The sequence below is a fragment of the Streptomyces sp. 130 genome, assembly GCF_007096885.1.
Classification (GTDB): domain Bacteria; phylum Actinomycetota; class Actinomycetes; order Streptomycetales; family Streptomycetaceae; genus Streptomyces.
In genome coordinates this window covers 1-18266 of the sequence record NZ_VJNO01000035.1, presented here as the reverse complement: position 1 = coordinate 18266, position 18266 = coordinate 1, and the positions used below count along the sequence as shown (strand labels likewise).

General features: G+C 71.5%; 25 protein-coding genes. 11 read left to right on the top strand and 14 right to left on the bottom strand.

The window, feature by feature from the left end; genetic code table 11:
- The first annotated feature begins 58 nt into the window (after nucleotides 1–58).
- From FKN01_RS24990 to FKN01_RS24975, 4 genes are all read left to right on the top strand, one after another.
- Nucleotides 59–484: a hypothetical protein gene (locus FKN01_RS24990; RefSeq protein WP_143624329.1), complete on the top strand. Its 426-nt coding sequence runs from the start codon at nucleotides 59–61 to the stop codon at nucleotides 482–484.
- A gap of 113 nt (nucleotides 485–597) precedes the next feature.
- Complete coding sequence (locus FKN01_RS24985; RefSeq protein WP_260697010.1) at nucleotides 598–1602, top strand: hypothetical protein; 1005 nt, start codon at nucleotides 598–600, stop codon at nucleotides 1600–1602.
- Between the two features lie 95 nt (nucleotides 1603–1697).
- Nucleotides 1698–2372 (top strand): TetR/AcrR family transcriptional regulator, encoded by a 675-nt coding sequence (locus tag FKN01_RS24980; protein WP_143624327.1) that lies wholly within the window; start codon nucleotides 1698–1700, stop codon nucleotides 2370–2372.
- A 44-nt stretch (nucleotides 2373–2416) separates the two neighbouring features.
- Nucleotides 2417–3004, top strand: a complete 588-nt coding sequence (locus FKN01_RS24975) for a helix-turn-helix domain-containing protein (RefSeq protein WP_143624437.1) — start codon at nucleotides 2417–2419, stop codon at nucleotides 3002–3004.
- A gap of 29 nt (nucleotides 3005–3033) precedes the next feature.
- Here the strand turns inward: FKN01_RS24975 and FKN01_RS24970 are convergent, their stop codons facing one another.
- Together FKN01_RS24970 and FKN01_RS32620 are read right to left on the bottom strand one after the other, a co-directional pair.
- The gene (locus tag FKN01_RS24970; protein WP_143624325.1) at nucleotides 3034–3372 is read right to left on the bottom strand and encodes a hypothetical protein; all 339 of its coding nucleotides are present in this window, start codon (nucleotides 3370–3372) and stop codon (nucleotides 3034–3036) included.
- Nucleotides 3373–3536: 164 nt separating this feature from the next.
- Nucleotides 3537–3710 carry a hypothetical protein gene (locus FKN01_RS32620; RefSeq protein WP_185992974.1) on the bottom strand — a complete coding sequence of 58 codons (174 nt, stop codon included), beginning with the start codon at nucleotides 3708–3710 and terminating at the stop codon, nucleotides 3537–3539.
- A gap of 138 nt (nucleotides 3711–3848) precedes the next feature.
- Here FKN01_RS32620 and FKN01_RS24960 point away from each other — a divergent pair, with 138 nt between their 5' ends.
- Entirely contained in the window at nucleotides 3849–4130 is a 282-nt protein-coding gene (locus FKN01_RS24960) for a type II toxin-antitoxin system Phd/YefM family antitoxin (RefSeq protein WP_143624321.1), read from the top strand.
- Nucleotides 4127–4381: a Txe/YoeB family addiction module toxin gene (locus FKN01_RS24955; RefSeq protein ID WP_143624319.1), complete on the top strand. Its 255-nt coding sequence runs from the start codon at nucleotides 4127–4129 to the stop codon at nucleotides 4379–4381. The genes FKN01_RS24960 and FKN01_RS24955 overlap by 4 nt, the downstream gene beginning before the upstream one ends.
- Before the next feature lie 24 nt (nucleotides 4382–4405).
- Here the strand turns inward: FKN01_RS24955 and FKN01_RS24950 are convergent, their stop codons facing one another.
- Nucleotides 4406–4858 carry a hypothetical protein gene (locus FKN01_RS24950; protein WP_143624317.1) on the bottom strand — a complete coding sequence of 151 codons (453 nt, stop codon included), beginning with the start codon at nucleotides 4856–4858 and terminating at the stop codon, nucleotides 4406–4408.
- Between the two features lie 255 nt (nucleotides 4859–5113).
- Here FKN01_RS24950 and FKN01_RS24945 point away from each other — a divergent pair, with 255 nt between their 5' ends.
- A complete protein-coding gene (locus FKN01_RS24945) occupies nucleotides 5114–5458 on the top strand; it encodes a VOC family protein (RefSeq protein ID WP_260697009.1) in 345 nt (114 codons plus the stop codon).
- A gap of 164 nt (nucleotides 5459–5622) precedes the next feature.
- Here FKN01_RS24945 and FKN01_RS24935 read toward each other — a convergent pair whose 3' ends face one another.
- Entirely contained in the window at nucleotides 5623–6330 is a 708-nt protein-coding gene (locus FKN01_RS24935; RefSeq protein WP_143624312.1) for a GDSL-type esterase/lipase family protein, read from the bottom strand.
- Nucleotides 6331–6388: 58 nt separating this feature from the next.
- Between FKN01_RS24935 and FKN01_RS24930 the strand changes: the two genes are divergently transcribed.
- Nucleotides 6389–7378 carry an esterase-like activity of phytase family protein gene (locus tag FKN01_RS24930; RefSeq protein WP_143624309.1) on the top strand — a complete coding sequence of 330 codons (990 nt, stop codon included), beginning with the start codon at nucleotides 6389–6391 and terminating at the stop codon, nucleotides 7376–7378.
- Between the two features lie 4 nt (nucleotides 7379–7382).
- Here FKN01_RS24930 and FKN01_RS24925 read toward each other — a convergent pair whose 3' ends face one another.
- Entirely contained in the window at nucleotides 7383–7778 is a 396-nt protein-coding gene (locus FKN01_RS24925) for a PPOX class F420-dependent oxidoreductase (protein ID WP_143624307.1), read from the bottom strand.
- Nucleotides 7779–7860: 82 nt separating this feature from the next.
- Here FKN01_RS24925 and FKN01_RS24920 point away from each other — a divergent pair, with 82 nt between their 5' ends.
- Complete coding sequence (locus FKN01_RS24920; RefSeq protein WP_143624305.1) at nucleotides 7861–8355, top strand: GNAT family N-acetyltransferase; 495 nt, start codon at nucleotides 7861–7863, stop codon at nucleotides 8353–8355.
- Nucleotides 8356–8359: 4 nt separating this feature from the next.
- On the opposite strand, the gene FKN01_RS24915 is transcribed toward FKN01_RS24920, so the two are convergent.
- The 8 genes from FKN01_RS24915 to FKN01_RS24880 form a co-directional block, all read right to left on the bottom strand.
- Nucleotides 8360–8977 (bottom strand): Uma2 family endonuclease, encoded by a 618-nt coding sequence (locus FKN01_RS24915; protein ID WP_143624303.1) that lies wholly within the window; start codon nucleotides 8975–8977, stop codon nucleotides 8360–8362.
- A 110-nt stretch (nucleotides 8978–9087) separates the two neighbouring features.
- Nucleotides 9088–10206: a phosphoserine transaminase gene (gene serC, locus FKN01_RS24910; protein ID WP_143624301.1), complete on the bottom strand. Its 1119-nt coding sequence runs from the start codon at nucleotides 10204–10206 to the stop codon at nucleotides 9088–9090.
- 130 nt (nucleotides 10207–10336) lie between these two features.
- Nucleotides 10337–11569, bottom strand: a complete 1233-nt coding sequence (locus FKN01_RS24905) for a cytochrome P450 (protein ID WP_143624299.1) — start codon at nucleotides 11567–11569, stop codon at nucleotides 10337–10339.
- Nucleotides 11566–12801, bottom strand: a complete 1236-nt coding sequence (locus FKN01_RS24900; RefSeq protein ID WP_143624297.1) for a cytochrome P450 — start codon at nucleotides 12799–12801, stop codon at nucleotides 11566–11568. The genes FKN01_RS24905 and FKN01_RS24900 overlap by 4 nt, the downstream gene beginning before the upstream one ends.
- On the bottom strand, nucleotides 12798–13445 hold the full coding sequence (locus FKN01_RS24895) for an ATP/GTP-binding protein (RefSeq protein WP_143624295.1): 648 nt from the start codon (nucleotides 13443–13445) through the stop codon (nucleotides 12798–12800). Before FKN01_RS24895 ends, FKN01_RS24900 begins: the two co-directional genes overlap by 4 nt.
- Complete coding sequence (locus tag FKN01_RS24890; protein ID WP_143624293.1) at nucleotides 13426–13791, bottom strand: DUF742 domain-containing protein; 366 nt, start codon at nucleotides 13789–13791, stop codon at nucleotides 13426–13428. Before FKN01_RS24890 ends, FKN01_RS24895 begins: the two co-directional genes overlap by 20 nt.
- Nucleotides 13788–14225, bottom strand: a complete 438-nt coding sequence (locus tag FKN01_RS24885; RefSeq protein ID WP_143624291.1) for a roadblock/LC7 domain-containing protein — start codon at nucleotides 14223–14225, stop codon at nucleotides 13788–13790. The genes FKN01_RS24890 and FKN01_RS24885 overlap by 4 nt, the downstream gene beginning before the upstream one ends.
- Entirely contained in the window at nucleotides 14222–15676 is a 1455-nt protein-coding gene (locus FKN01_RS24880) for a sensor histidine kinase KdpD (RefSeq protein ID WP_143624289.1), read from the bottom strand. The genes FKN01_RS24885 and FKN01_RS24880 overlap by 4 nt, the downstream gene beginning before the upstream one ends.
- 338 nt (nucleotides 15677–16014) lie before the next feature.
- On the opposite strand from FKN01_RS24880, the gene FKN01_RS24875 reads away from it, so the two are divergent.
- Complete coding sequence (locus tag FKN01_RS24875; RefSeq protein ID WP_143624287.1) at nucleotides 16015–16971, top strand: DMT family transporter; 957 nt, start codon at nucleotides 16015–16017, stop codon at nucleotides 16969–16971.
- A 4-nt stretch (nucleotides 16972–16975) separates the two neighbouring features.
- Here the strand turns inward: FKN01_RS24875 and FKN01_RS24870 are convergent, their stop codons facing one another.
- Nucleotides 16976–17365: a helix-turn-helix domain-containing protein gene (locus FKN01_RS24870; protein WP_185992972.1), complete on the bottom strand. Its 390-nt coding sequence runs from the start codon at nucleotides 17363–17365 to the stop codon at nucleotides 16976–16978.
- Between the two features lie 39 nt (nucleotides 17366–17404).
- On the opposite strand from FKN01_RS24870, the gene FKN01_RS24865 reads away from it, so the two are divergent.
- A partial coding sequence (locus tag FKN01_RS24865; RefSeq protein ID WP_398933113.1) for an MFS transporter occupies nucleotides 17405–18266 on the top strand: 862 nt, incomplete at its 3' end.

Here is an 18266-nt window from a genome sequence, read left to right as displayed (position 1 = left end):
AGTGCACAGATGCCTTGTGTCCCTGGTCACGGTACGTGCGGGCGTCGACGCTTACCGTATGGAACAGAAAAACTCACCGAACCCGGTCCCCTGCTGGATTCCCGCGAGCGGCCACGCCCTGCGTCACGCGGGCATTCACTTCGACGCGATCCGGATCTCCGGCGTGCTGGGCGAGCAAGTGTCGTACGAAATCATGCAGTTCACGGACTTCCAGGCCGGTCCGATCATCCGCTCGCGCATCGGGATGCAAAGCATGTACTTCCTGGTCGAGCCCGGCACGGCACGTGCCTACCGCTGGCCGGCGGGCGTGGACGCGCTCGTGCGCAAGGGTTCGGACTTCGTCGGAGTGCCCGCGCTGGGCGGGCTGACGTACCCGCTGGACTGGCGTTCGGAGCCGACAGCCGACGATCCGTTCGTGGATACCGGACTTTTGTTCGAGCTGGTAACCAAGGTGGTGTCGACCGGAATTTCTGCTGTACGGTGACGACGTCGTTACGCTCCGTGCGCGCCGCGCACGGGGCGGCCCCCGGGGGTGCTCGCAACACCTGGTCCGAGGGCCTTCACCCACCGATGGATATACCAAGAGGTCCACCGAAGATGCTTTGGCATGCTATCTCGCCCTCCCGCGCCTATGTGAAGGCCGCGCACGATGTCGTTCGTCATCCGGATCTGAGCAGCGATGCCAAGGTTCTGATCATGTATGTGCAGGGTCTGCCCGATTACTACGCGAGCGAAGCGCTGAGCGATCACGCGAAGCGGATCGGCATCAAGGGCCGGGCGTATCAGAAGGCCAAGGGGCAGCTGAAGGAGGCCGGTTACGTCCACGAGTGGCGTTGGCAGGGCCAGGGCGGGCTGTGGATGACGGATCAGCTGTTCTCCAACGTGCCGCTCACGGACGACGAGGCGCGGGAGCTCAGGAAGGCGAAAGCGCAGGCCAAACCGGCTGATCGGTCACCGGCGGGCGGTCAGGGGGGCACTCGGCCGGTCGGGGCTTCCCAACCAGAGGTTGTAGAAGAACGTGAGGAGAACAACCCCCACCCACCCACCGAAGCGCCTGCGGCCGAAGCGCCTGCGGCCGAGCCGCCTGTGGCCGAAGCGGCCGGGCCGAGTGCGGCGGCCGGGCCGGTCGCGGAGACCGGCCCGGAAGCCGCGCAGGCCGAGCGTGTGCTGCTCTCGCTGCGGCATGCGAGCCCGCAACTGCGCCTCGGCGTACGCGAGGCGCGCAGCCTCTCGGAGGCGGCGGCGGAGTGGCTGCGGCGGGGCGTGAAGGCGGCGGATCTGCGGCACGCGCTGGTGGACTCCCTCCCGGCGGAAGGCGTGCGGTCGGCCTACGGCTTCGTACGCCACCGCCTCGTGCAGAAGCTGCCGGAGGCGCCCGCGTACGAACCCCCCGTCGCGCCGGTGGCGACGGTCAGGCCGCCCGTGACGTGCGAGGGGGACGGGCCGGAGCATGTGTTCCGGCCCACGGCGGACGAGACGTTGTGCGGCCCGTGCGGCCGGCAGGCGGCCGAGGAGGCGCACTTCGCGAAGTACCCGCCACGGCGGCAGCCCTGGCGGGAACGGGTCGCGACGATCCTCGAAGCGGACGCCGCAGCGTGTTGAGGCGCACGTCCGTTCGTGGTGTGGCGGTCTTTGCCGTGGAAGCGGCGAGGCGTGGACAGTGGTGGCCGGGGACCGGTTCGGACTGAGGAGGACCCGTGGTGGATACCGTGGTGGAGCTCTGGGACGGCGTACGAGCGGTGCGCGACCCCGCGCGGGTGCGTGCGCAACTCATGGAGGCAGGGCGGACGTTGTTCGCGGTGTACGGCTACGCGCGCACGTCCGTCGAGGACCTGTGCGCGGAGGCCCAGGTGGAGGTCCGGGACTTCCACCGGGAGTTCGCCTCGCGCGAGGCGCTGCTGACCGACCTGTACGACGAGGTCGCGATGGCCGGGATGCAGGCCGCGCAGGCGGAGCTGGCGGCGGAGGGCATGGAGACCTGCCCGACCGAGGAGCGCGTCCGCAGGCTCTTCGACGCGTACGTCCAGGCCGTCACGCGGGACCACCGGGCGGCCCGGGTGGCCTTCGTGGAGGTGCTGGGCGTGAGCCGGGCGATGGAGGAGCACCTCACGATGTGGCGCTCGGTGTGGGTGGAGTTCCTGACGGCGGAGTCCGAGCGGGCCCGGACGCGGGGGCACGGGGTGGACGGCGACCTCGCGGTGGTGGTGAAGGTGCTGACGCGGTCGGTGGACGAACTGCTCGCGCACCACGGGCGGCGGCCGAGGCAGGTGCCGCCGTCGTGGCTGACCAGTGAGTTCACTCGGCTGACGATGGCGATGATCGGTCCGGCGGACCCGGATGCCCCGGGAGCCTCCGGGGGCGCCACCGTTTGACAAGGTGCGTTGCCGGGTCGGCAAATGGAACCATGGCAGACCCCATGGGTGACGAGGACCTGGCCGCCGTCCTGACGGGCGTCGGCCCCCGCCTGCGCGCGCTGCGCACCGAGCGCGGGACGACGCTGACGCAGCTGAGCGAGACGACGGGCATCTCGCTCAGCACGCTCTCCCGCCTGGAGTCGGGCGGTCGCAAACCGACGCTCGAGCTGCTGCTGCCCCTGGCGAAGGCGTACGGCGTGCAGCTGGACGAACTGGTCGGCGCGCCGGACACGGGCGATCCCCGCGTCACCTTCCGCCCCTTCAAGCGCCACGGGATGACCTTCGTCCCGCTCACCCGGCACCTCGGCGGTGTGAACGCGTACAAGCAGGTCATGCCGGGCGCGACGGGCCCGTCCGGCCCCGTCGAGCAACGCGTCCACGAGGGCTACGAGTGGCTGTACGTCCTCTCCGGCCGCCTCCGCCTGGTCCTCGGCGACCACGACCTGGTCCTCACGGCGGGCGAGGCGGCCGAGTTCGACACCCACACACCGCACTGGTGGGGTGCGGCCGGCCCCGAACCGGTCGAGTTCCTGAGCCTGTTCGGACCGCAGGGCGAGCGGATGCACGTACGGGCGAAGCCGTCGGGGTGACGGGGCGGCGTCGCGGCAGGGCCGCCGGGTCACGTCCAGGCGACGGCCACGACGACCGCCCCGGCGGTGAGCGTGCCGACGCCGTAGAAGGCCCACGCCTGCTTGTTCCGCATGCCGATCAGCGCGACCGCCGCCACCAGGACGTCCAGGGCGAGCTTCACCCACATCTTCGCGTCGATGACCGGCAGGTCCAGGGCGTGCCGGGTCCAGATCAGGCCCGCGCCGGTGACCAGCTGGACGACGGCACTGACGGCCATGTAACCGGCGGTCACCGGGTCCTTGCCCCGCAGCTGGTAGAAGAGCCCGCCCATGATCGCGGCGAAGCCGAAGAGGTGGAAGACGAGAAAGACGTACCGAAGAGCGTCCATGGCGATGATCCTTGATCCTTCTGCACTCACGGGACAACGCGAAGAACCTCTGAGGGGACGCGGCCGGCCCTGAACGATGGCTTCCTCATCTGCGACGAAACGGCCGCCCGACCTGTGAGGTCCGGCGGCCGGAGCGAGGGGGAGACGTGCGTCACACGACGGTGCTAGGCGGTCTCGTTCGTCCAGTAGAAGGTGCTGCCGACCTGCTCGCCGGAGTCGTAGAGCGTGGCCCGGTAGGTGATGGTGTAGCCCTCGTGGAAGTTCTTGTTGCAGGTCCCGTCCGACCCCCCGCCCAGCTTGTTGACGCAGGCGCCCTTCCGCCCGTGGTTGTCGGACAATTCGGGATCACCGGGAGCAGGACCACGCGGATGCGCGGGTTCGCCTCGCGGGCCGCGATCAGGAACGCGGCGGCCCCGCGCCTCCAGCGGGCGAAAAGTGGTACGTTATCGAGTACCACTTGAGGGGAAGGTTGAGTCATGTCCATAACCGCGAGTGAAGCCCGCAAGGCTCTCTTTCCGCTGATCAAGAAGGTCAACGACGATCACGAGGCCATCGAGATCGTCTCCAAGCACGGCAACGCCGTGCTTGTCTCCGCCGAGGACTACGCGGCCCTGCGTGAGGGCTCGTACCTGCTGCGTTCCCCCGTGAACGCGCGGCGGCTGCTCAAGGCTTATGAGAACGCACTGGCCCACGTCGATGTCTCGGAGCGTGAGCTGATCGATCCGGAGGCGGCAGATCCGGCTGCGGGTGCCGAGTGAGGCTTGTCTTCGAGGACCAGGGCTGGGAGGACTACACGTCCTGGCTCAAGAACGACCGCAAGATACTCGCCCGGATCAACAAGCTCATCGAGGACGTCAGGCGCGATCCCTTCACGGGTATCGGCAAGCCCGAGCCGCTGAAGTACCACCTGCCCGGGGCGTGGTCGCGCCGCATCGACGACGAGCACCGGCTCGTCTACCTGGTCACGGCGAAGGAGATCGTCATCCTTGCGGCCCGCTACCACTACTGACCTCGCAGGCGCCTCGGTGGTTCGTCAGAGCATGCGGAAGAACGGGGTGCGCAGGAAGTGGGCCATGCGGGCCCACTCGAAGAGGCACATGCTGAGGATTCCCGCGGCCGAGCGTGTGGTGGTGGTCCAGCGGCCCGCGCTCCCTTTCGCGGTGCAGGTGTTGCCCTCGTACGCGTAGAGCGTGAGGCGGCGGGCCGTGAAGGTGATGCCGAGGCCGTCGAAGGCGACGATCCTGGCGGACCGGCGGAATGACGAGCGGGTACGGACGCTGAAGCGCTTCCCGTTGAACTCGCCCTCAACGCCGGCCTCCAGGCGCTTTCGGACGATGTACTCTTCCGCGCCGACGTCCCGCACCCTCAGCTCGGGGCCCTCGCCCAGGGTCAGCACCCAGTCCTCCCAGCCGTTGGCCAGCGCCTCCGGGGTACGGGTGGCGGACGGCCCGCGTTCCAGGGTGATCTCCCCGAGTGGTGTATCCACTCGCGAGTACACCGCTGTGGTTTTAGCGGCAACGCGCCACGAACGCGACTGAACGTCCTTGTCGAAGCCCTTCAATTCCATCCCGTGTCGCCCAGCCTTCCGTATCCCGGGGGCGGCCTTCGCACCGGGCCCGTAGGAGATGCCGCCCCCGATCCGGGCAGATCGCCCTTAGCCTCTACGCGTGCTGCGCCCCTTGCGTACAGCGTCGGTCAATGGCTTCTGGAGAGCAACGTGTTCCACGGTATTCGCGCCGTCATGGTCTTCACCGTCGATCCGGACGCCGCGGCCGGCTGGTGGGGGAGTGTCCTCGACGCCGAGGTGCATCGGGACGTCAATGAGGCGAACGGAGACGTGTACGCGTGGCTCGACGTCGCGGGCGTCGAGTTCGGCTTTCACCCGCTGGACGAGGAGCGCAACCGGCGTGGCGGCAGCCCGGTGCCGTACTGGGCGGTCGGCAGTGTCGACGCCGTCCGCCAAAGGCTCCTGGACGCCGGGTGTACTCATCACCGAGGCCCCCTCGATGTCGGGGACGGCACGGGGCGCCGCATCGCGCAGCTCCGAGACCCCTTCGGCAACGTGATCGGTCTCGATGGGTTCTGACCGGGTTGGCGCTGGAGCCCGCGGGGTTCGGTCACGTGTCGAGGCGGTGGAGTCACGGATGTACCGCAAGGCCGGCCGGACGGTGATCGTTCCGCTGCACCGCTCCCTCGCGTCCGGCACGGTCCGCTCCATCCTGCGGCAGGCCCATTGGACCGTGGGCGACCTCAGCAGGTTCCTGAAGCAGCCGCTGCCGCCCCCGCGTACGCCCCGCCCACCCCCCACGCCTCGTGGAGCGTGTCCGCGAAGGTCGCGGCCAGGTGGTGTTCGCCCGTGGGGCCGGGGTGTGTGCCGTCGTACGTGTCGGTGTGGATGTCGTAGGCCGCCGGGTGGGGCGCCAGGAGGAAGGGGGAGCACGGGGTGGACAGGTTGGCCGCCGTCTTCGCCAGGAGCTCGTTGAAGCGGGCGCACTCCGCCGCGAACGGGGCGTCCGTCTCCGCGCGGATGTTCGGGATCACCGGGAGCAGGACCACGCGGATGTGCGGGTTCGCCTCGCGGGCCGCGGTCAGGAACGCGGCGGCGTTCTCCGCCGTCTGCGCGCTGTCCGTGTAGAAGCCGAGGTCTATCAGGCCGAGGGAGACCAGGAGGACGTCCGGGCGGTGCGCGGACACCGCGTCCGCGATCAGCGGGGCCATGTGGAGCCAGCCCTCGCCCCAGCCCGCGAGGTGGCGGCGCGCGGCGGGCGGGAAGTCGTCGGCGGCGTACGCGGAGGACGAGGCCGTGCCCGTATCCGCGTCGTAGAGGGCCGTGCGCGGGCCCACCAGCTCGTGGGGGCCGTCCGGGGCCGCCTCCAGGTGCTGCCACAGGCGGTAGCGCCACGTGAAGTCGCCGGCGCGCCCGATGGTCATGGAATCGCCGACACACATGAAACGCATGGCGTCATCATGGCGGATCCAGGCTACGCGCCGGTAGGTGACGATGGACACTTGTGCCATGCGTTCGTACCGACTGACCTCCTCCCTCGGCGCCGCCGCGCTCCTCGCCCTCGCCGCAGCCCCCGCGCTCGCCGACGAAGGGGCCGACCGGAGCTTCACGATCGAGGACCCCCGGATCACCGAGTCCAGCGGCCTCGCCGCGAGCCGCCTCCACCCGGGGATCTACTGGACGCACAACGACAGCGACGACGGCCCCTACGTCTTCGCGGTCGACTCGCGGACCGGGAAGACCGTCGCGACGATCACCATGAAGGGCGTCGGGCAGCCCCGCGACGTCGAGGCGATCTCGATCGGGCCGGACGGGAACGTGTACGTCGGCGACATCGGCGACAACCTCGACGGCAGCTGGGACCACGTCTGGATCTACCGCTTCCCCGAGCCGAAGACCCTGAGGGACGCCACGGTGAGGGCCACGCAGTTCGACGTGAAGTACGCGGACGGGCCGCGCAACGCGGAGGCGCTGATGGTCCACCCCAAGACGGGGCGCGTCTACATCGCCTCCAAGAACGAGGACGGCGGCGGGCTGTACGAGGGCCCCGCGAAGCTCACCACCGGCGGCGACAACGTCTTCAAGCGGGTCGGCGAGGTCCCCTGGGTGACGGACGGGGCCTTCTCGCCGGACGGCAAGGAGCTCGTCCTGCGCTCCTACTTCAGCGCCCGGGGCTACGCCTTCGCCAACGGCCGCCTCGGCAAGGACTACGCCGTCGAGTCGCCGCTGCTCCCGCAGTCCGAGTCCGTGACGTACACGGCGGACGGCTCCGCCCTGATGTACGGCTCCGAGGGCGAGCGGAGCAGTGTCGTGCGGGTGGACCTGAAGACGAGCGGGGACGGGGGCGGCGGCGGGGCCGCGCACCGGGCCGGGGGGACGGAGGACGCGGCCGGGGGCGGGGACGGGGGGCCGGTGAAGGGCACGACGCTGACCGGCGTCGCCGTGCTCGCCGGGATCGGGCTGCTGCTCCTGCTGGGGCGGCGGCGCCGCAGGGGCTGAGCGGTCAGGAGTCCACCGGCCGGATCTCGTAATGCAGGGTGCGGTCCCGTTTCAGCCGGTGGGTCAGCGGGACCAGGACCCCCTGGGTCGCCGGGTACTTCCGGGACAGCATCCGCGACGCGTGCGTGTTCTCCTTCGAACCGGCCGGGAGGAGGCGCGCGTGGGCCTCGATCTGCGGGCCCGTGGGGTGGCCGCGCACGGTGCAGGGGCCGATCCGCACCACCGGGTGGTTGCGCATGCGTTCCACCTTCCACGCCGAGGAGAACGTCCGGATGTACGCGTGGTCGCCCTCGACCGCGATGTGCACCGGGGTGTCGGCGTGCGTCCCGTCCTGCCGCCGCGTGCTCAGCAGGGCGGTGTACTGCTTCACGAAGGGCTTGAGCCGCGGGACGGTATCCATGCCTCCATGGTCCGCCGGTACGGTCCGGTGCTCATCCGGGCGGCGGACGCGCCGCCGCCGATTCGCGTAAGGTCCCCGGACCATGAGCCACCGCACCCCCGAGCCCTTCGCCACGTCCCGCCTGGCGGCCCTGCCCCTGCGGGTGGATTACGCGGACGAGATGGCCGCCGTCCTGGCCGGCCCGGCCCTGCACACCTTCACCGGAGGTGCCCCGGAGACGCCGGAGGCCCTGCGGGCGCGTTACGCACGGCAGACGGCCGGGTCGCCGGACCCGGGCGAGCTGTGGTGGAACTGGGTGCTGCGGGCCGGGGACGGTCTCGTCGGGTACGTGCAGGCGACGGTGCGCGGTGACCGCGCGGAGATCGCCTGGGTGGTGGGCGTCCCGTGGCAGGGGCGCGGCTACGCCGGGGAAGCGGCCCGGGGCCTGGTCGCGCATCTCCGGGGCGCGGGCGTGCGGACCGTCGTCGCCCACATCCACCCCGAGCACGCGGCGTCGGCCGCCGTGGCCGCCGGAGCGGGCCTGGCGCGGACGGGGGAGTGGGAGGACGGCGAGGAGCGGTGGGAGCTGGGCGTCTAGGGGCTCAGGCGTCCGGGGTGCGGGGCTTGGCGCGGCCCGCCTGGATCAGTTCGGCGACATCGAGGCTCACCTCGACGCCGATCGATGCGGGGAGGGGCGCCTGCTGGCCGGGGGCGTACACCTCGTGGCGGTCGTACGAGCTGCCCAGCGGTTCCGTGAGGACATGGACGCGGCCGTGCCTCCGGTCGAGGATCACGTACACGGGGATCTTCGCCTCGGCGTACGCGGCGACCTTGTGCCGGAGGTCCAGGTTGTAGTTGCTGGAGGTGACCTCCAGGACCAGGCGGAAGATTGCGGGGTCGTAGCAGTTGTACTCGATCAGGTGCTCATCGAAGTCGCTGTCGACCAGGGCGAGGTCGGGGATCGCGTAGTCCTCCGGACCGCTCGGCAGCCAGAGGCCGATGCCTTGGAGGACTTCCGTCTCCTCGTCGCCGAGCCCGGCTTCGAAGAGCGCGATCATGACCGTGGTCAGAGCATTCGCGTGCGGGCCGTCCCGGAGCGGGGCCGCGGTGACGACTCCCCCGATGATCTCGAAACGGTAGCCGGGGTGCAGGTCCGCGAGCCTGTCCGCTGTGTTGAGCAGTTCCCGCTCGTGGTCGGCGCCAACGGCTGCTGCGGACATCGAGGGCCTCCCGGGACGGCTGGTAGCGAGAGCATCATCGTAGGGTCGAGTGAAGCGGAAACGGCCCCGCACACCTCGTGGTGCGCGGGGCCGTTCCGGACGCGTACGGGTTACAGCTTCTCGATCACGTAGTCGATGCAGGCCGTCAGGGCCTGGACGTCCGACGGGTCGATCGCCGGGAACATCGCCACGCGGAGCTGGTTGCGGCCCAGCTTGCGGTACGGCTCGGTGTCCACGATGCCGTTGGCGCGCAGGGCCTTGGCGACGGCGGAGGCGTCGATCTCGTCCGCGAAGTCGATCGTGCCGATGACCTGGGAGCGCTTGGCCGGGTCGGTGACGAACGGGGTCGCGTACTTGGACTCCTCGGCCCAGCCGTAGAGGTGGCCGGAGGAGGCGGCCGTGCGGCCGGTCGTGAAGTCCAGGCCGCCCTGGGTGTTCATCCACGTCAGCTGCTCGTTCAGCAGGAAGAGCGTGGCGAGCGCCGGGGTGTTGTACGTCTGGTTCTTCAGCGAGTTGTCGATCGCCGTGGGCAGCGAGAAGAACTCCGGGATGTGCCGGCCCGAGGCGTGGACGCGGGCCGCGCGCTCCAGGGCGGCCGGCGAGAAGACCCCGATCCAGAGGCCGCCGTCGGAGGCGAAGGACTTCTGCGGGGCGAAGTAGTAGACGTCCGTCTCGGCGATGTCGACCGGGAGGCCGCCCGCGCCGGAGGTGGCGTCCACCAGGACGAGCGCGCCCTCGTCGGCGCCCGCGACGCGCTTGACCGGTGCGGCGACACCGGTGGAGGTCTCGTTGTGCGTGAAGGCGTAGACGTCGACGCCCGCCTCGGCCTCCGGGTCCGGGTGGGTGCCCGGGTCGGAGGCGATGACGGTCGGGTCCGCGAGCCACGGGGCCAGCTTGGCGGCCTTTGCGAACTTCGAGGAGAACTCACCGAAGTTGAGGTGCTGGGACTTCGACTCGATCAGACCGTGCGTCGCGATGTCCCAGAAGGCGGTGGAGCCGCCGTTGCCCAGGATCACCTCGTAGCCCTCGGGGAGGGAGAAGAGGTCGCGTACGCCCTCGCGCACCGCGCCGACCAGGTTCTTCACCGGGGCCTGGCGGTGGGACGTACCGAGCAGAGACGTGCCGGTGGCGGCCAGCGCGTCGAGCGCCTCGGTCCGCACCTTGGAGGGACCGGCGCCGAAGCGCCCGTCCGCGGGCTTGATGTCAGCGGGAATCTGGATGTCGGCCACGAGTCGGAGCGTAGCCGCTCGGTGCGGCGGGCTGCGCCCCCTGTCCGTCGGATGAGACAGGGAGTCCGACTCGTGGCCCTCGGAGGAACCTCCGTACGATTCTTCGCGACGATTCTTCGCGCGTACGGTGTCAGCGCAGCGTGACCGGGAGTTCGTAGAGGTCGTTCTGCGTGACGATCGGCTTGTTGCGCAGCTCGGACGCCGGGACGGCGAGGGACAGCCCGGGGAAGCGGGCGTACAGCGCGGGCAGCGCCACCGACGCCTCCAGGCGGGACAGCGCGGCGCCCGGGCAGACGTGCGGGCCGTGCCCGAAGGAGATGTGCCGGTTCGGGGAGCGGGTCACGTCGAACTCCGTGGCCGACGCCCCCCACTGGCCCTCGTCGTGCGCGATCGCCGCGAACGAGATCATGACGCCCTCGCCCTTGGGCAGCACCCGGTCGCCCACCGGGATGTCCTCCGTGGCGAACCGGATCAGGATGTGCGAGGTCGGCGCCGACCAGCGCAGCGTCTCCTCGATCACCCCGTCCCAGCCCACCTCGCCGGCCAGCACCGCCCGCCGCTGCCCGGGGTGGCTCTCCAGGGCCACCACCGCGTTGACGATGAGGCTGATCGTCGTCTCGTGCCCCGCCGCGATGATCAGCTTGAGGGTGTTGAGGATCTCGTCGTCGGTGAGGTGGTCCCCGTCCTCGGAGGCCAGGAGCAGCGCCCCGGTCAGGTCGTCGCCGGGGGCCTCCTTCTTCTCGTCCAGGATGCGCGAGAACAGGGTGTGGATGTCCGCCATCATCTGCGGGACCTCGGCGCGGGGCGTCATGTTGGAGAAGAACTTGTCGAACAGTTCCTTCATCCGGGGCAGGTCCGCCGAGTCGATGCCCATCAGCTCGCTGATCACGTTCATCGGCAGCGGGTAGGCGAACTCCGCCTTCAGGTCCACCGTTTCGCCCGCCGCGTGCCGCTCCAGGCGGTCCAGGAGCACCTTCGTACGGGCTTCGATGCCCTCGCGCAGCCGCTCCACCCGGCGCACGGTGAGCGCCTGCGCGACCAGGCCGCGCAGCCGGCGGTGCTCGGCGCCGTCGGCGGTGAGCATGGTGCGGCCCGGGTTGACCAGGCCGATGAGCGGCCAGTCGCGCGGGATCTCGCCGCGCTGCCAGGCGCCCCACACGTTGATGTCCTTGACCAGGCGGCTGTCGGTGAGCAGGGCCTTGGCCTCGGCGTAGTGCGTGACGGTGTGGACGGGCACCCCGCCGGGCAGTTCGACCCGGGCGAGCGGGCCGGCCGCGTGCAGCCGCGCGCTCTCGCCCGCGAGGTCGGTGACGAAGGGGTCGAGGACGATGCGGTCGGTCGCTTCGGTGGCGGGCGCGGTCATCGGGGGGCTCCAAGGGCCGGAGTGGGCGTGAAGGTGACGGGCAGGTCGGTGAGGCCGCGCAGCCAGGGGGAGGGGCGCCGGGTCAGCTGTTCGGCGGGGACGGCGAGGTCGACGTCGGGCAGCCGGTCGAGGATGACCTCGATGGCCGTACGGGCGATGACCTCGGCGGTCTCCTGGGCCGGGAACGGGCAGCGGTGCTCACCGTGGCTGAAGGAGAAGAACGCGTTGTTGCCGCCGGTGAGCGTGGAGCCGTCCGTACGGACCTGGGGGTCGGCGTTGGCCCCGGCGAGGGAGAGGACGATCAGGTCGCCGGCCTTGATGTGACGGCCGCCGAGGTGGGTGTCGCGGGCGGCCCAGCGCCCGGCGATGTTCTGGGTGGGGGTGTCCTCCCACAGCACCTCGTTCATGGCCTCGCCGACGCTGTGCCGGCCGCCGGAGAGCGAGGCGGCGAAGCGGTCGTCGGTGAGCATCAGGCGCAGCGAGTTGCCGATCCAGTCGGCGGTCGGCTGGTGCCCGGCCGCCATCATCACCATGAGGTCCCGGGCCACGTCCTCCTCCGTGAACCCTGCGGTGTTGGCGAGCATCCGCGAGGCGACGTCGTCCCCGGGCTCGGCGCGCCGGTCGGCGAGCAGGGCGTACACGGAGCCGGCGATGTGCCGCTGGCCGGCGAGCGCGGCGGGCCCGCCGTTGATCATGTCGTTCATCGCGGTGACGAGGGCGGGGCCCTTGTCGTCGGAGAAGCCGTACAGCTTCGCCAGTACGCGTACGGGGAGGAGCATCGCGTACTCGGCGATCAGGTCCGTCGAGCCGGCCGCGCAGAACGCGTCGATCAGTTCGTCCGCGAACTCCTCGGTGCTCTTCTTGAGTTCGAAGGGGTTCGTGGCCTCCAGCGCCTCGCAGATCACGGCGGAGCGGCGGCTGTGGCGTTCGCCGACCGTGTAGAGGATCGACGGCTGGGTCCGGCTGATCATCGGCATCAGCGGCCAGTCCTCGGGGATCGCGTCCCACTGGTTCCACAGCTGCGAGTCGCGGGTGAAGAGGGCCGGGTCCCCGGTGACCTGGTGCAGCTCGCGGTAGCCGAGGACGAGCCAGGCCGGGACGTCACCGGGCAGCGTGATCGGGGCGACCGGTCCGTGGTCGCGCCGCAGCTCGCGGTAGAGCGCCGCCGGTTCGCCCTGGAACCGGGGGCCGGACAGCGGCACGGCACCGGCGGCGTGGGGGCACTCGGTCACGGGGCGGGCTCCGGGGTCAGGGCGGGGGTGTCCCCGGTGGGCGCGGGGGTGTCCCCCGTACGGGCCGCGGAGAGCCGGTGCAGGTGCTCGACCAGGGTGATCAGCACGTACTTGCTGGAGGACCGGTCGCGCGCGTCGCACTCCACGAGCGGGACGTCCGGGGAGATGTCGAGCGCCTCCCGGATCTGCTGCTCGGTGTGGAGCGGGCCGCCGAAGTCGTTGCAGGCGACGATGAACGGTGTGCCGTGGTGCTCCAGCCGGTCGATCGCGTACCAGGAATCGGCCAGGCGCCGGGTGTCGACCAGGACGACGGCTCCCAGGGTGCCGGAGAACAGCCGGTCCCACAGGAACCAGAAGCGCTCCTGGCCGGGCGCGCCGAACAGGTAGAGCACCGAGTGCTTGTCCAGGCTGATCCGGCCGAAGTCGAAGGCGACCGTGGTGGACGTCTTGGACCCGACGCCGTCGAGGTCGTCGACCGCCTCGCCCGCGCGGGTCATCGTCTCCTCGGTGTTGAGCGGACGGATCTCGCTCACGGATCGGACCATGGTGGTCTTGCCGACCCCGAAGCCGCCGACGACGACGATCTTCAGTCCGTTGTCGGCCGTCGCCTGCAGGGCGGCGCGGTCAGAGGTTGCGGAGTCCAACGAGCACCTGTTCCAGGATGTCGGGGGCGGGGAGCCGGTCCGATACGCGTGCGGTACGCGGGTGGCGGGCGCTGATCCGGCCGGTGTCGAGCAGATCGCAGAGCAGGATGCGCACGATGCTGACGGGCAGGCCGAGGTCGGCGGCGATCTCCACGACGGCGGTGGGCCGTTCGCACATCCGCAGGATCGCCACGTGCTCCGACTGCATGCCGGGGGCCAGCTCGCACTCGGCGACCACCAGCGTGACCAGGTCGAAGGCGGCGGAGCCGGACCGGGTGCGCCCGCCGGTGAGGGTGTAGAGCCGGTCCGGCGCGTCGTCCCTGCCGGGGCGGGGGCGGGGCGTCATACGGCCGTGCCCCGGGCGGCCGCGACCGCGTCGAGGGGTCCGCGGGGCGGGGCGACCAGGTGCTCGCCCAGCTGCTCGACCAGCTCGCTCATGTTGTGGCCGACGAGGCCCACGTCCGCGCTCTCGGCGGCGACGACCGCGAGGTGGGCGCCGGCGCCCGCCTCCACGATGAACAGGATGCCGCCGTAGAACTCGGTCATGGCGGAGCGGACCCCGCCGCCGCCGTTGCCGAACTCCACGGACGCGCCGTGGGACAGGCTCTGGATGCCGGCGGAGATCGCGGCGAGCTGGTCGGCCTGGTCGACGGAGAGCTCGGGGGTGCGGCACAGCTTGAGGCCGTCCCTCGACAGCACGAGGGCGTGCCGGGCGCCGGGGGTCCGTTCGAGGAGCCCCTCCAGCAGCCAGTTGAGCTTCTCGTCGGTGGTCGCGGTCATCGGGAGCTGCCCTCCGGGGGTGGGGAGTCGGGCCGTACGGCGTTGCGGAAGCTGCTGAAGCGGGCCGCCCTGGCCTTGGGGTCGGGCGCCTCGTCCGCCGCGCCGGCGTCCCGTGCGGGCTCGGCGGCGGTGGCCCGGGCCCTGGCCTCGGCGGCGGCCAGGGTGCGCCCGCGCGAACGCCTGGGCAGGCCGCTCTCGCCGAACTTGGGCAGGCTGCCGGTGGTCTCGGAGGCGGAGGCGGAGTCGGAGCGCAGGGGTTCCGGGGCGGCGGGCCGGGCGGCGGGGTCCGTCCCCAGGGTGTGGACGGGCTCGGGCTCGTGCGCGGCGGCGGGGGCGGGCTGCGGGGCGGTCCGGTCCGGGGCGGTGCGGGTGACGATCTCCTGCGGGAGCATCATCAGGGCGCCGGTGCCGCCGCGCGCGGACGGCCGGAACGAGACGGTCAGCCCGTGCTTGCGGGCCAGCCGGCCGACGACGGCGAGCCCGAGGCGGGTGCCGGTCAGGCCGGTGAGGCCGGTGTCGTCGGCGGCGACCGCGCGCTCCGCCCGGCGCAGCTGCACGTCGCTCATGACGAGGCCGCTGTCCTCGACGGTGACGACGATCCCGGCCGGGACCTCCTCCACGTACACATGGACCTCGGCGGTGGGCGGCGAGAAGTTCGCCGCGTTGTCGAGGAGCTCGGCGAGGGCGTGCATGACGCCCTCGGCGGCGTGGCCGGCGACGGCGACGTCGCTGGTGGAGTGGAGCCGGACGCGCTGGTAGCCGCTGATCCGGCCCATCGCGCCGCGCAGCACGGACTCCATGACGATGGGCTTGGCCCAGCGCCGTCCGGAGCGGGCGCCGGTGAGCACGGCGATGGAGTCGGCGAGGCGGCCGGCCTGGGCGGTGCGGTGGTCGAGGTGGAGCAGGTCGGCGAGGACGTCCTCGGAGGTGTGCCGGTGCTCCATCTCGCGGAGGTCGGCGAGCATGCTCGTGGCCAGGGCCTGCATCCGGCCGGCCGCGTTGGCGCAGGCGGTGAGGGCCGCGGAGCGCTCGGTCTCGGCGCGTGAGGCGCGGGCCTTCAGCCGGGCGTTCTCGGCGGTGAGGCGGGCGGCCATGGCCTCGGCCCGCTCCTCGGCCTTCGCCGCCTCCGCGGCGGCGTCCGCCCTGACGCGGGCGTTCTCCGCGGTGAACCGCTGGGCCTCGGCGGCGGAGGCCGAGACCAGACGGGAGACCTCCGCGGTGAACCGGCCGCTCTCGGCGGCGTGCGTCTCGCGGAGCCGGCGCACCGTGGCCCGGGCGTGGACGGCGGTGGTGACGGCGGCCACGAGCAGCACGGCGGCCCCGCCGGAGCCCCAGGCCACCGCGGTCCTGGCCGGTTCGGGAGCGGCGAGGGTCGCCCACGCGCTCAGGGCTGCGGTGAGGGCGGCCGTGACCGCGAGGGCCAGTGCGGTCGGCCGGGTGGAGGGGCGCAATGCGGAGTCCTTGGGGCGGACGGCGGCGGACGGGGCGGTTCGGACGAGCGTGGCACCAGAGACATGCGGGACAACTGGAACAGCTGATTCACGGGTAAGTCCCCGTCACTATATGAGAATTGAGGAACTGGTTGGGAAGAACTTGTGGTGGCCTCTGTTCTGTTTTTGTTTTCAACTTGTCAATTTCTGACCGTCTGCCGAGAACCCGCGCTTGCGGGAAAGGTGCGCCGGGTTCGTACGGTAGGTGGGGGATCGCGCCAAGGAAGTGCAGTACCGTATATGCGGTAGTGCAGTGCGATGTACTGTCGATCTTCAGGACTCAGAAGGACAGGCCCCGGGTGAACGACCAGACCACCGCCGCAGAACCGGCCGCAGCCGCCGCCGTCGCCGTGCCGGAGGCGGTCGCCTCCCCGGCGCTCGGCGAGACGAAGCGGGGCGGGGCGCGACGAGCCGCGCTCGCCCCGGTCGCGCTGGTCGTCGCGGGCGGGCTGTCCGTGCAGTTCGGCGCCGCCATCGCGGTGCTGCTGATGCCCCGGGCCGGGGCGCTCGGGGTCGTCACGCTGCGGCTGGCCGCCGCCGCGCTCGTCCTGCTCGTCGTCTGCCGGCCGAAGCTGCGCGGCCACTCGCGCGCCGACTGGGGCACCGTGGCCGCCTTCGGCATCGCCATGGGCGCCATGAACACGCTGTTCTACCAGGCCGTCGACCGCATCCCGCTCGGCGCCGCCGTCACCCTGGAGGTGCTCGGCCCGCTCGCCCTGTCCGTGATCGCCTCGCGCCGCCTGGTCAACGTCGTCTGGGCGGCCCTCGCCCTCGGCGGCGTCGTCCTGCTCAGCGGCGGGGGCTTCGACCGGCTCGACGCGGCGGGCGCCGCCTACGCGCTGGGGGCCGGGGCGATGTGGGCGGCGTACATCGTCTTCAGCGCCCGCACCGGCCGCCGCTTCCCGCAGGCCGACGGCCTCGCCCTGGCCATGGTGGTCGCCGCGCTCCTCTCGCTCCCCCTGGGCTTCATGGGCGCGGGCACCAAGCTCCTCGACCCCACGACGCTCGGGCTCGGCGCGGCCGTCGCGGTGCTCAGCTCCGTACTCCCGTACACCCTGGAACTCATCGCCCTGCGCCGCCTGCCCGCGCCCACCTTCGCCATCCTGATGAGCCTGGAACCCGCGATCGCCGCCATGGCCGGCTTCCTCATCCTCCACCAGGCCCTGTCCGCCACGGACGCCCTCGCCATAGCGCTGGTCATCGGGGCGAGCATGGGGGCGGTACGGAGCCAGGTGCGGGGGGCCGCGAAGCGGTAGCGGGTCAGGACGCCGCCGGAGTGCCCGCGTCGAACGCGGCGCGGGCCGCCGTGATGTCCGCCCGGTGGCGCTCCGCCCAGCCCACCAGCCCGGTGAGGGTCGCGTGCAGCTCCTGCGCCATCGGCGTGAGGCTGTACTCCACCTTGGGCGGCACCGTCGGATAGACGGTCCGGATCAGCAGCCCGTCGCGCTCCAGCTTGCGCAGGTTCAGGGTGAGCATGCGGCGGCTGATACCCGCGACGGTCCGCTCCAGCTCGGTGAACCGGACCGGCCCGTGCGCCGCAGCGACCAGAATGCCGATGCTCCACTTGCCCGCGACCCGGTCCAGGACCTCGGTGAGCGGGCACGCCTCGTTGATGACCTGGTCGGACACATCGGTGTGACTGCGTGACATGAAAGTGCCTCCTTACGCCACGGCCGATGGTTACAGAGGATGACGCCTGTAACAAGTCGTGCACCTTTGGAGGCAGTCGCCGTGTCCAGAACCCACGCACCAGCCACCGCGTCACGTTGGCGCGCCCTCGCGGTCCTCTGCGCCGGGCAGCTGATGGTCATCCTCGACGGGACCATCGTCAACGTGGCGCTCCCCGCCATCCAGCGCGACCTCGGCTTCTCGCCGTCGGGCCTGGCCTGGGTGGTCAACATCTACCTCGTCCCGTTCGGCGGCCTGCTGCTGCTCTCCGGCCGCCTCGGCGACCTCGTCGGACGCAAGCGCGTCTTCGTCGCCGGTCTCGCGCTCTTCACGTTGGCGTCCCTCCTCTGCGGGCTCGCGCGGGACCCGGCGACGCTGCTCGCCTCCCGGTTCGTCCAGGGCGTCGGCGGCGCGGTGACGTCGGCCGGCACGCTCGGCATGGTGGTGACCCTGTTCCCGGAGGCCAGGGAGCGGGCGAGGGCCATCGGCGTCTACAGCTTCGTCCAGTCCGCGGGCGGCTCGCTGGGCCTCCTCGCGGGCGGCGTCCTCACGCAGGCCCTCGACTGGCACTGGATCTTCGTCGTGAACGTGCCGATCGGCGCCGCCGCCGTGCTCGCCGCCGGCCGCGTCCTCGCACCCGAACGAGGGGCCGGGCTCGGCCGGGGGACCGATGCCGCGGGCGCGCTCCTGGTCACCTCCGCGCTGATGCTCGGCGTCTACACGATCATCGAAACCGCCGCGCACGGATGGGCCTCCGCCCACACGGCGGGCCTGGGCGCCGTCGCCGTCGCCCTGCTCGGCGCCTTAGAGGTCCTAACAAAGGCGTTGGACGTGTCGGTGGGTGATCAGGCAGGTCGCGAGGCCGAGGAAGGCTTCGTGGATG

Excerpts from the sequence above, each read along its gene's own strand:
- FKN01_RS24990 (WP_143624329.1), top strand. The coding sequence starts at position 59 with ATGGAACAGAAAAACTCACCGAACCCGGTCCCCTGCTGGATTCCCGCG.
- FKN01_RS24985 (WP_260697010.1), top strand. The coding sequence starts at position 598 with ATGCTTTGGCATGCTATCTCGCCCTCCCGCGCCTATGTGAAGGCCGCG.
- FKN01_RS24975 (WP_143624437.1), top strand. The coding sequence starts at position 2,417 with ATGGGTGACGAGGACCTGGCCGCCGTCCTGACGGGCGTCGGCCCCCGC.
- FKN01_RS24970 (WP_143624325.1), bottom strand. The coding sequence starts at position 3,372 with ATGGACGCTCTTCGGTACGTCTTTCTCGTCTTCCACCTCTTCGGCTTC.
- FKN01_RS24960 (WP_143624321.1), top strand. The coding sequence starts at position 3,849 with ATGTCCATAACCGCGAGTGAAGCCCGCAAGGCTCTCTTTCCGCTGATC.
- FKN01_RS24945 (WP_260697009.1), top strand. The coding sequence starts at position 5,114 with ATGGTCTTCACCGTCGATCCGGACGCCGCGGCCGGCTGGTGGGGGAGT.
- FKN01_RS24935 (WP_143624312.1), bottom strand. The coding sequence starts at position 6,330 with ATGCGTTTCATGTGTGTCGGCGATTCCATGACCATCGGGCGCGCCGGC.
- FKN01_RS24930 (WP_143624309.1), top strand. The coding sequence starts at position 6,389 with ATGCGTTCGTACCGACTGACCTCCTCCCTCGGCGCCGCCGCGCTCCTC.
- FKN01_RS24925 (WP_143624307.1), bottom strand. The coding sequence starts at position 7,778 with ATGGATACCGTCCCGCGGCTCAAGCCCTTCGTGAAGCAGTACACCGCC.
- FKN01_RS24920 (WP_143624305.1), top strand. The coding sequence starts at position 7,861 with ATGAGCCACCGCACCCCCGAGCCCTTCGCCACGTCCCGCCTGGCGGCC.
- FKN01_RS24915 (WP_143624303.1), bottom strand. The coding sequence starts at position 8,977 with ATGTCCGCAGCAGCCGTTGGCGCCGACCACGAGCGGGAACTGCTCAAC.
- FKN01_RS24905 (WP_143624299.1), bottom strand. The coding sequence starts at position 11,569 with ATGACCGCGCCCGCCACCGAAGCGACCGACCGCATCGTCCTCGACCCC.
- FKN01_RS24890 (WP_143624293.1), bottom strand. The coding sequence starts at position 13,791 with ATGACGCCCCGCCCCCGCCCCGGCAGGGACGACGCGCCGGACCGGCTC.
- FKN01_RS24885 (WP_143624291.1), bottom strand. The coding sequence starts at position 14,225 with ATGACCGCGACCACCGACGAGAAGCTCAACTGGCTGCTGGAGGGGCTC.
- FKN01_RS24870 (WP_185992972.1), bottom strand. The coding sequence starts at position 17,365 with ATGTCACGCAGTCACACCGATGTGTCCGACCAGGTCATCAACGAGGCG.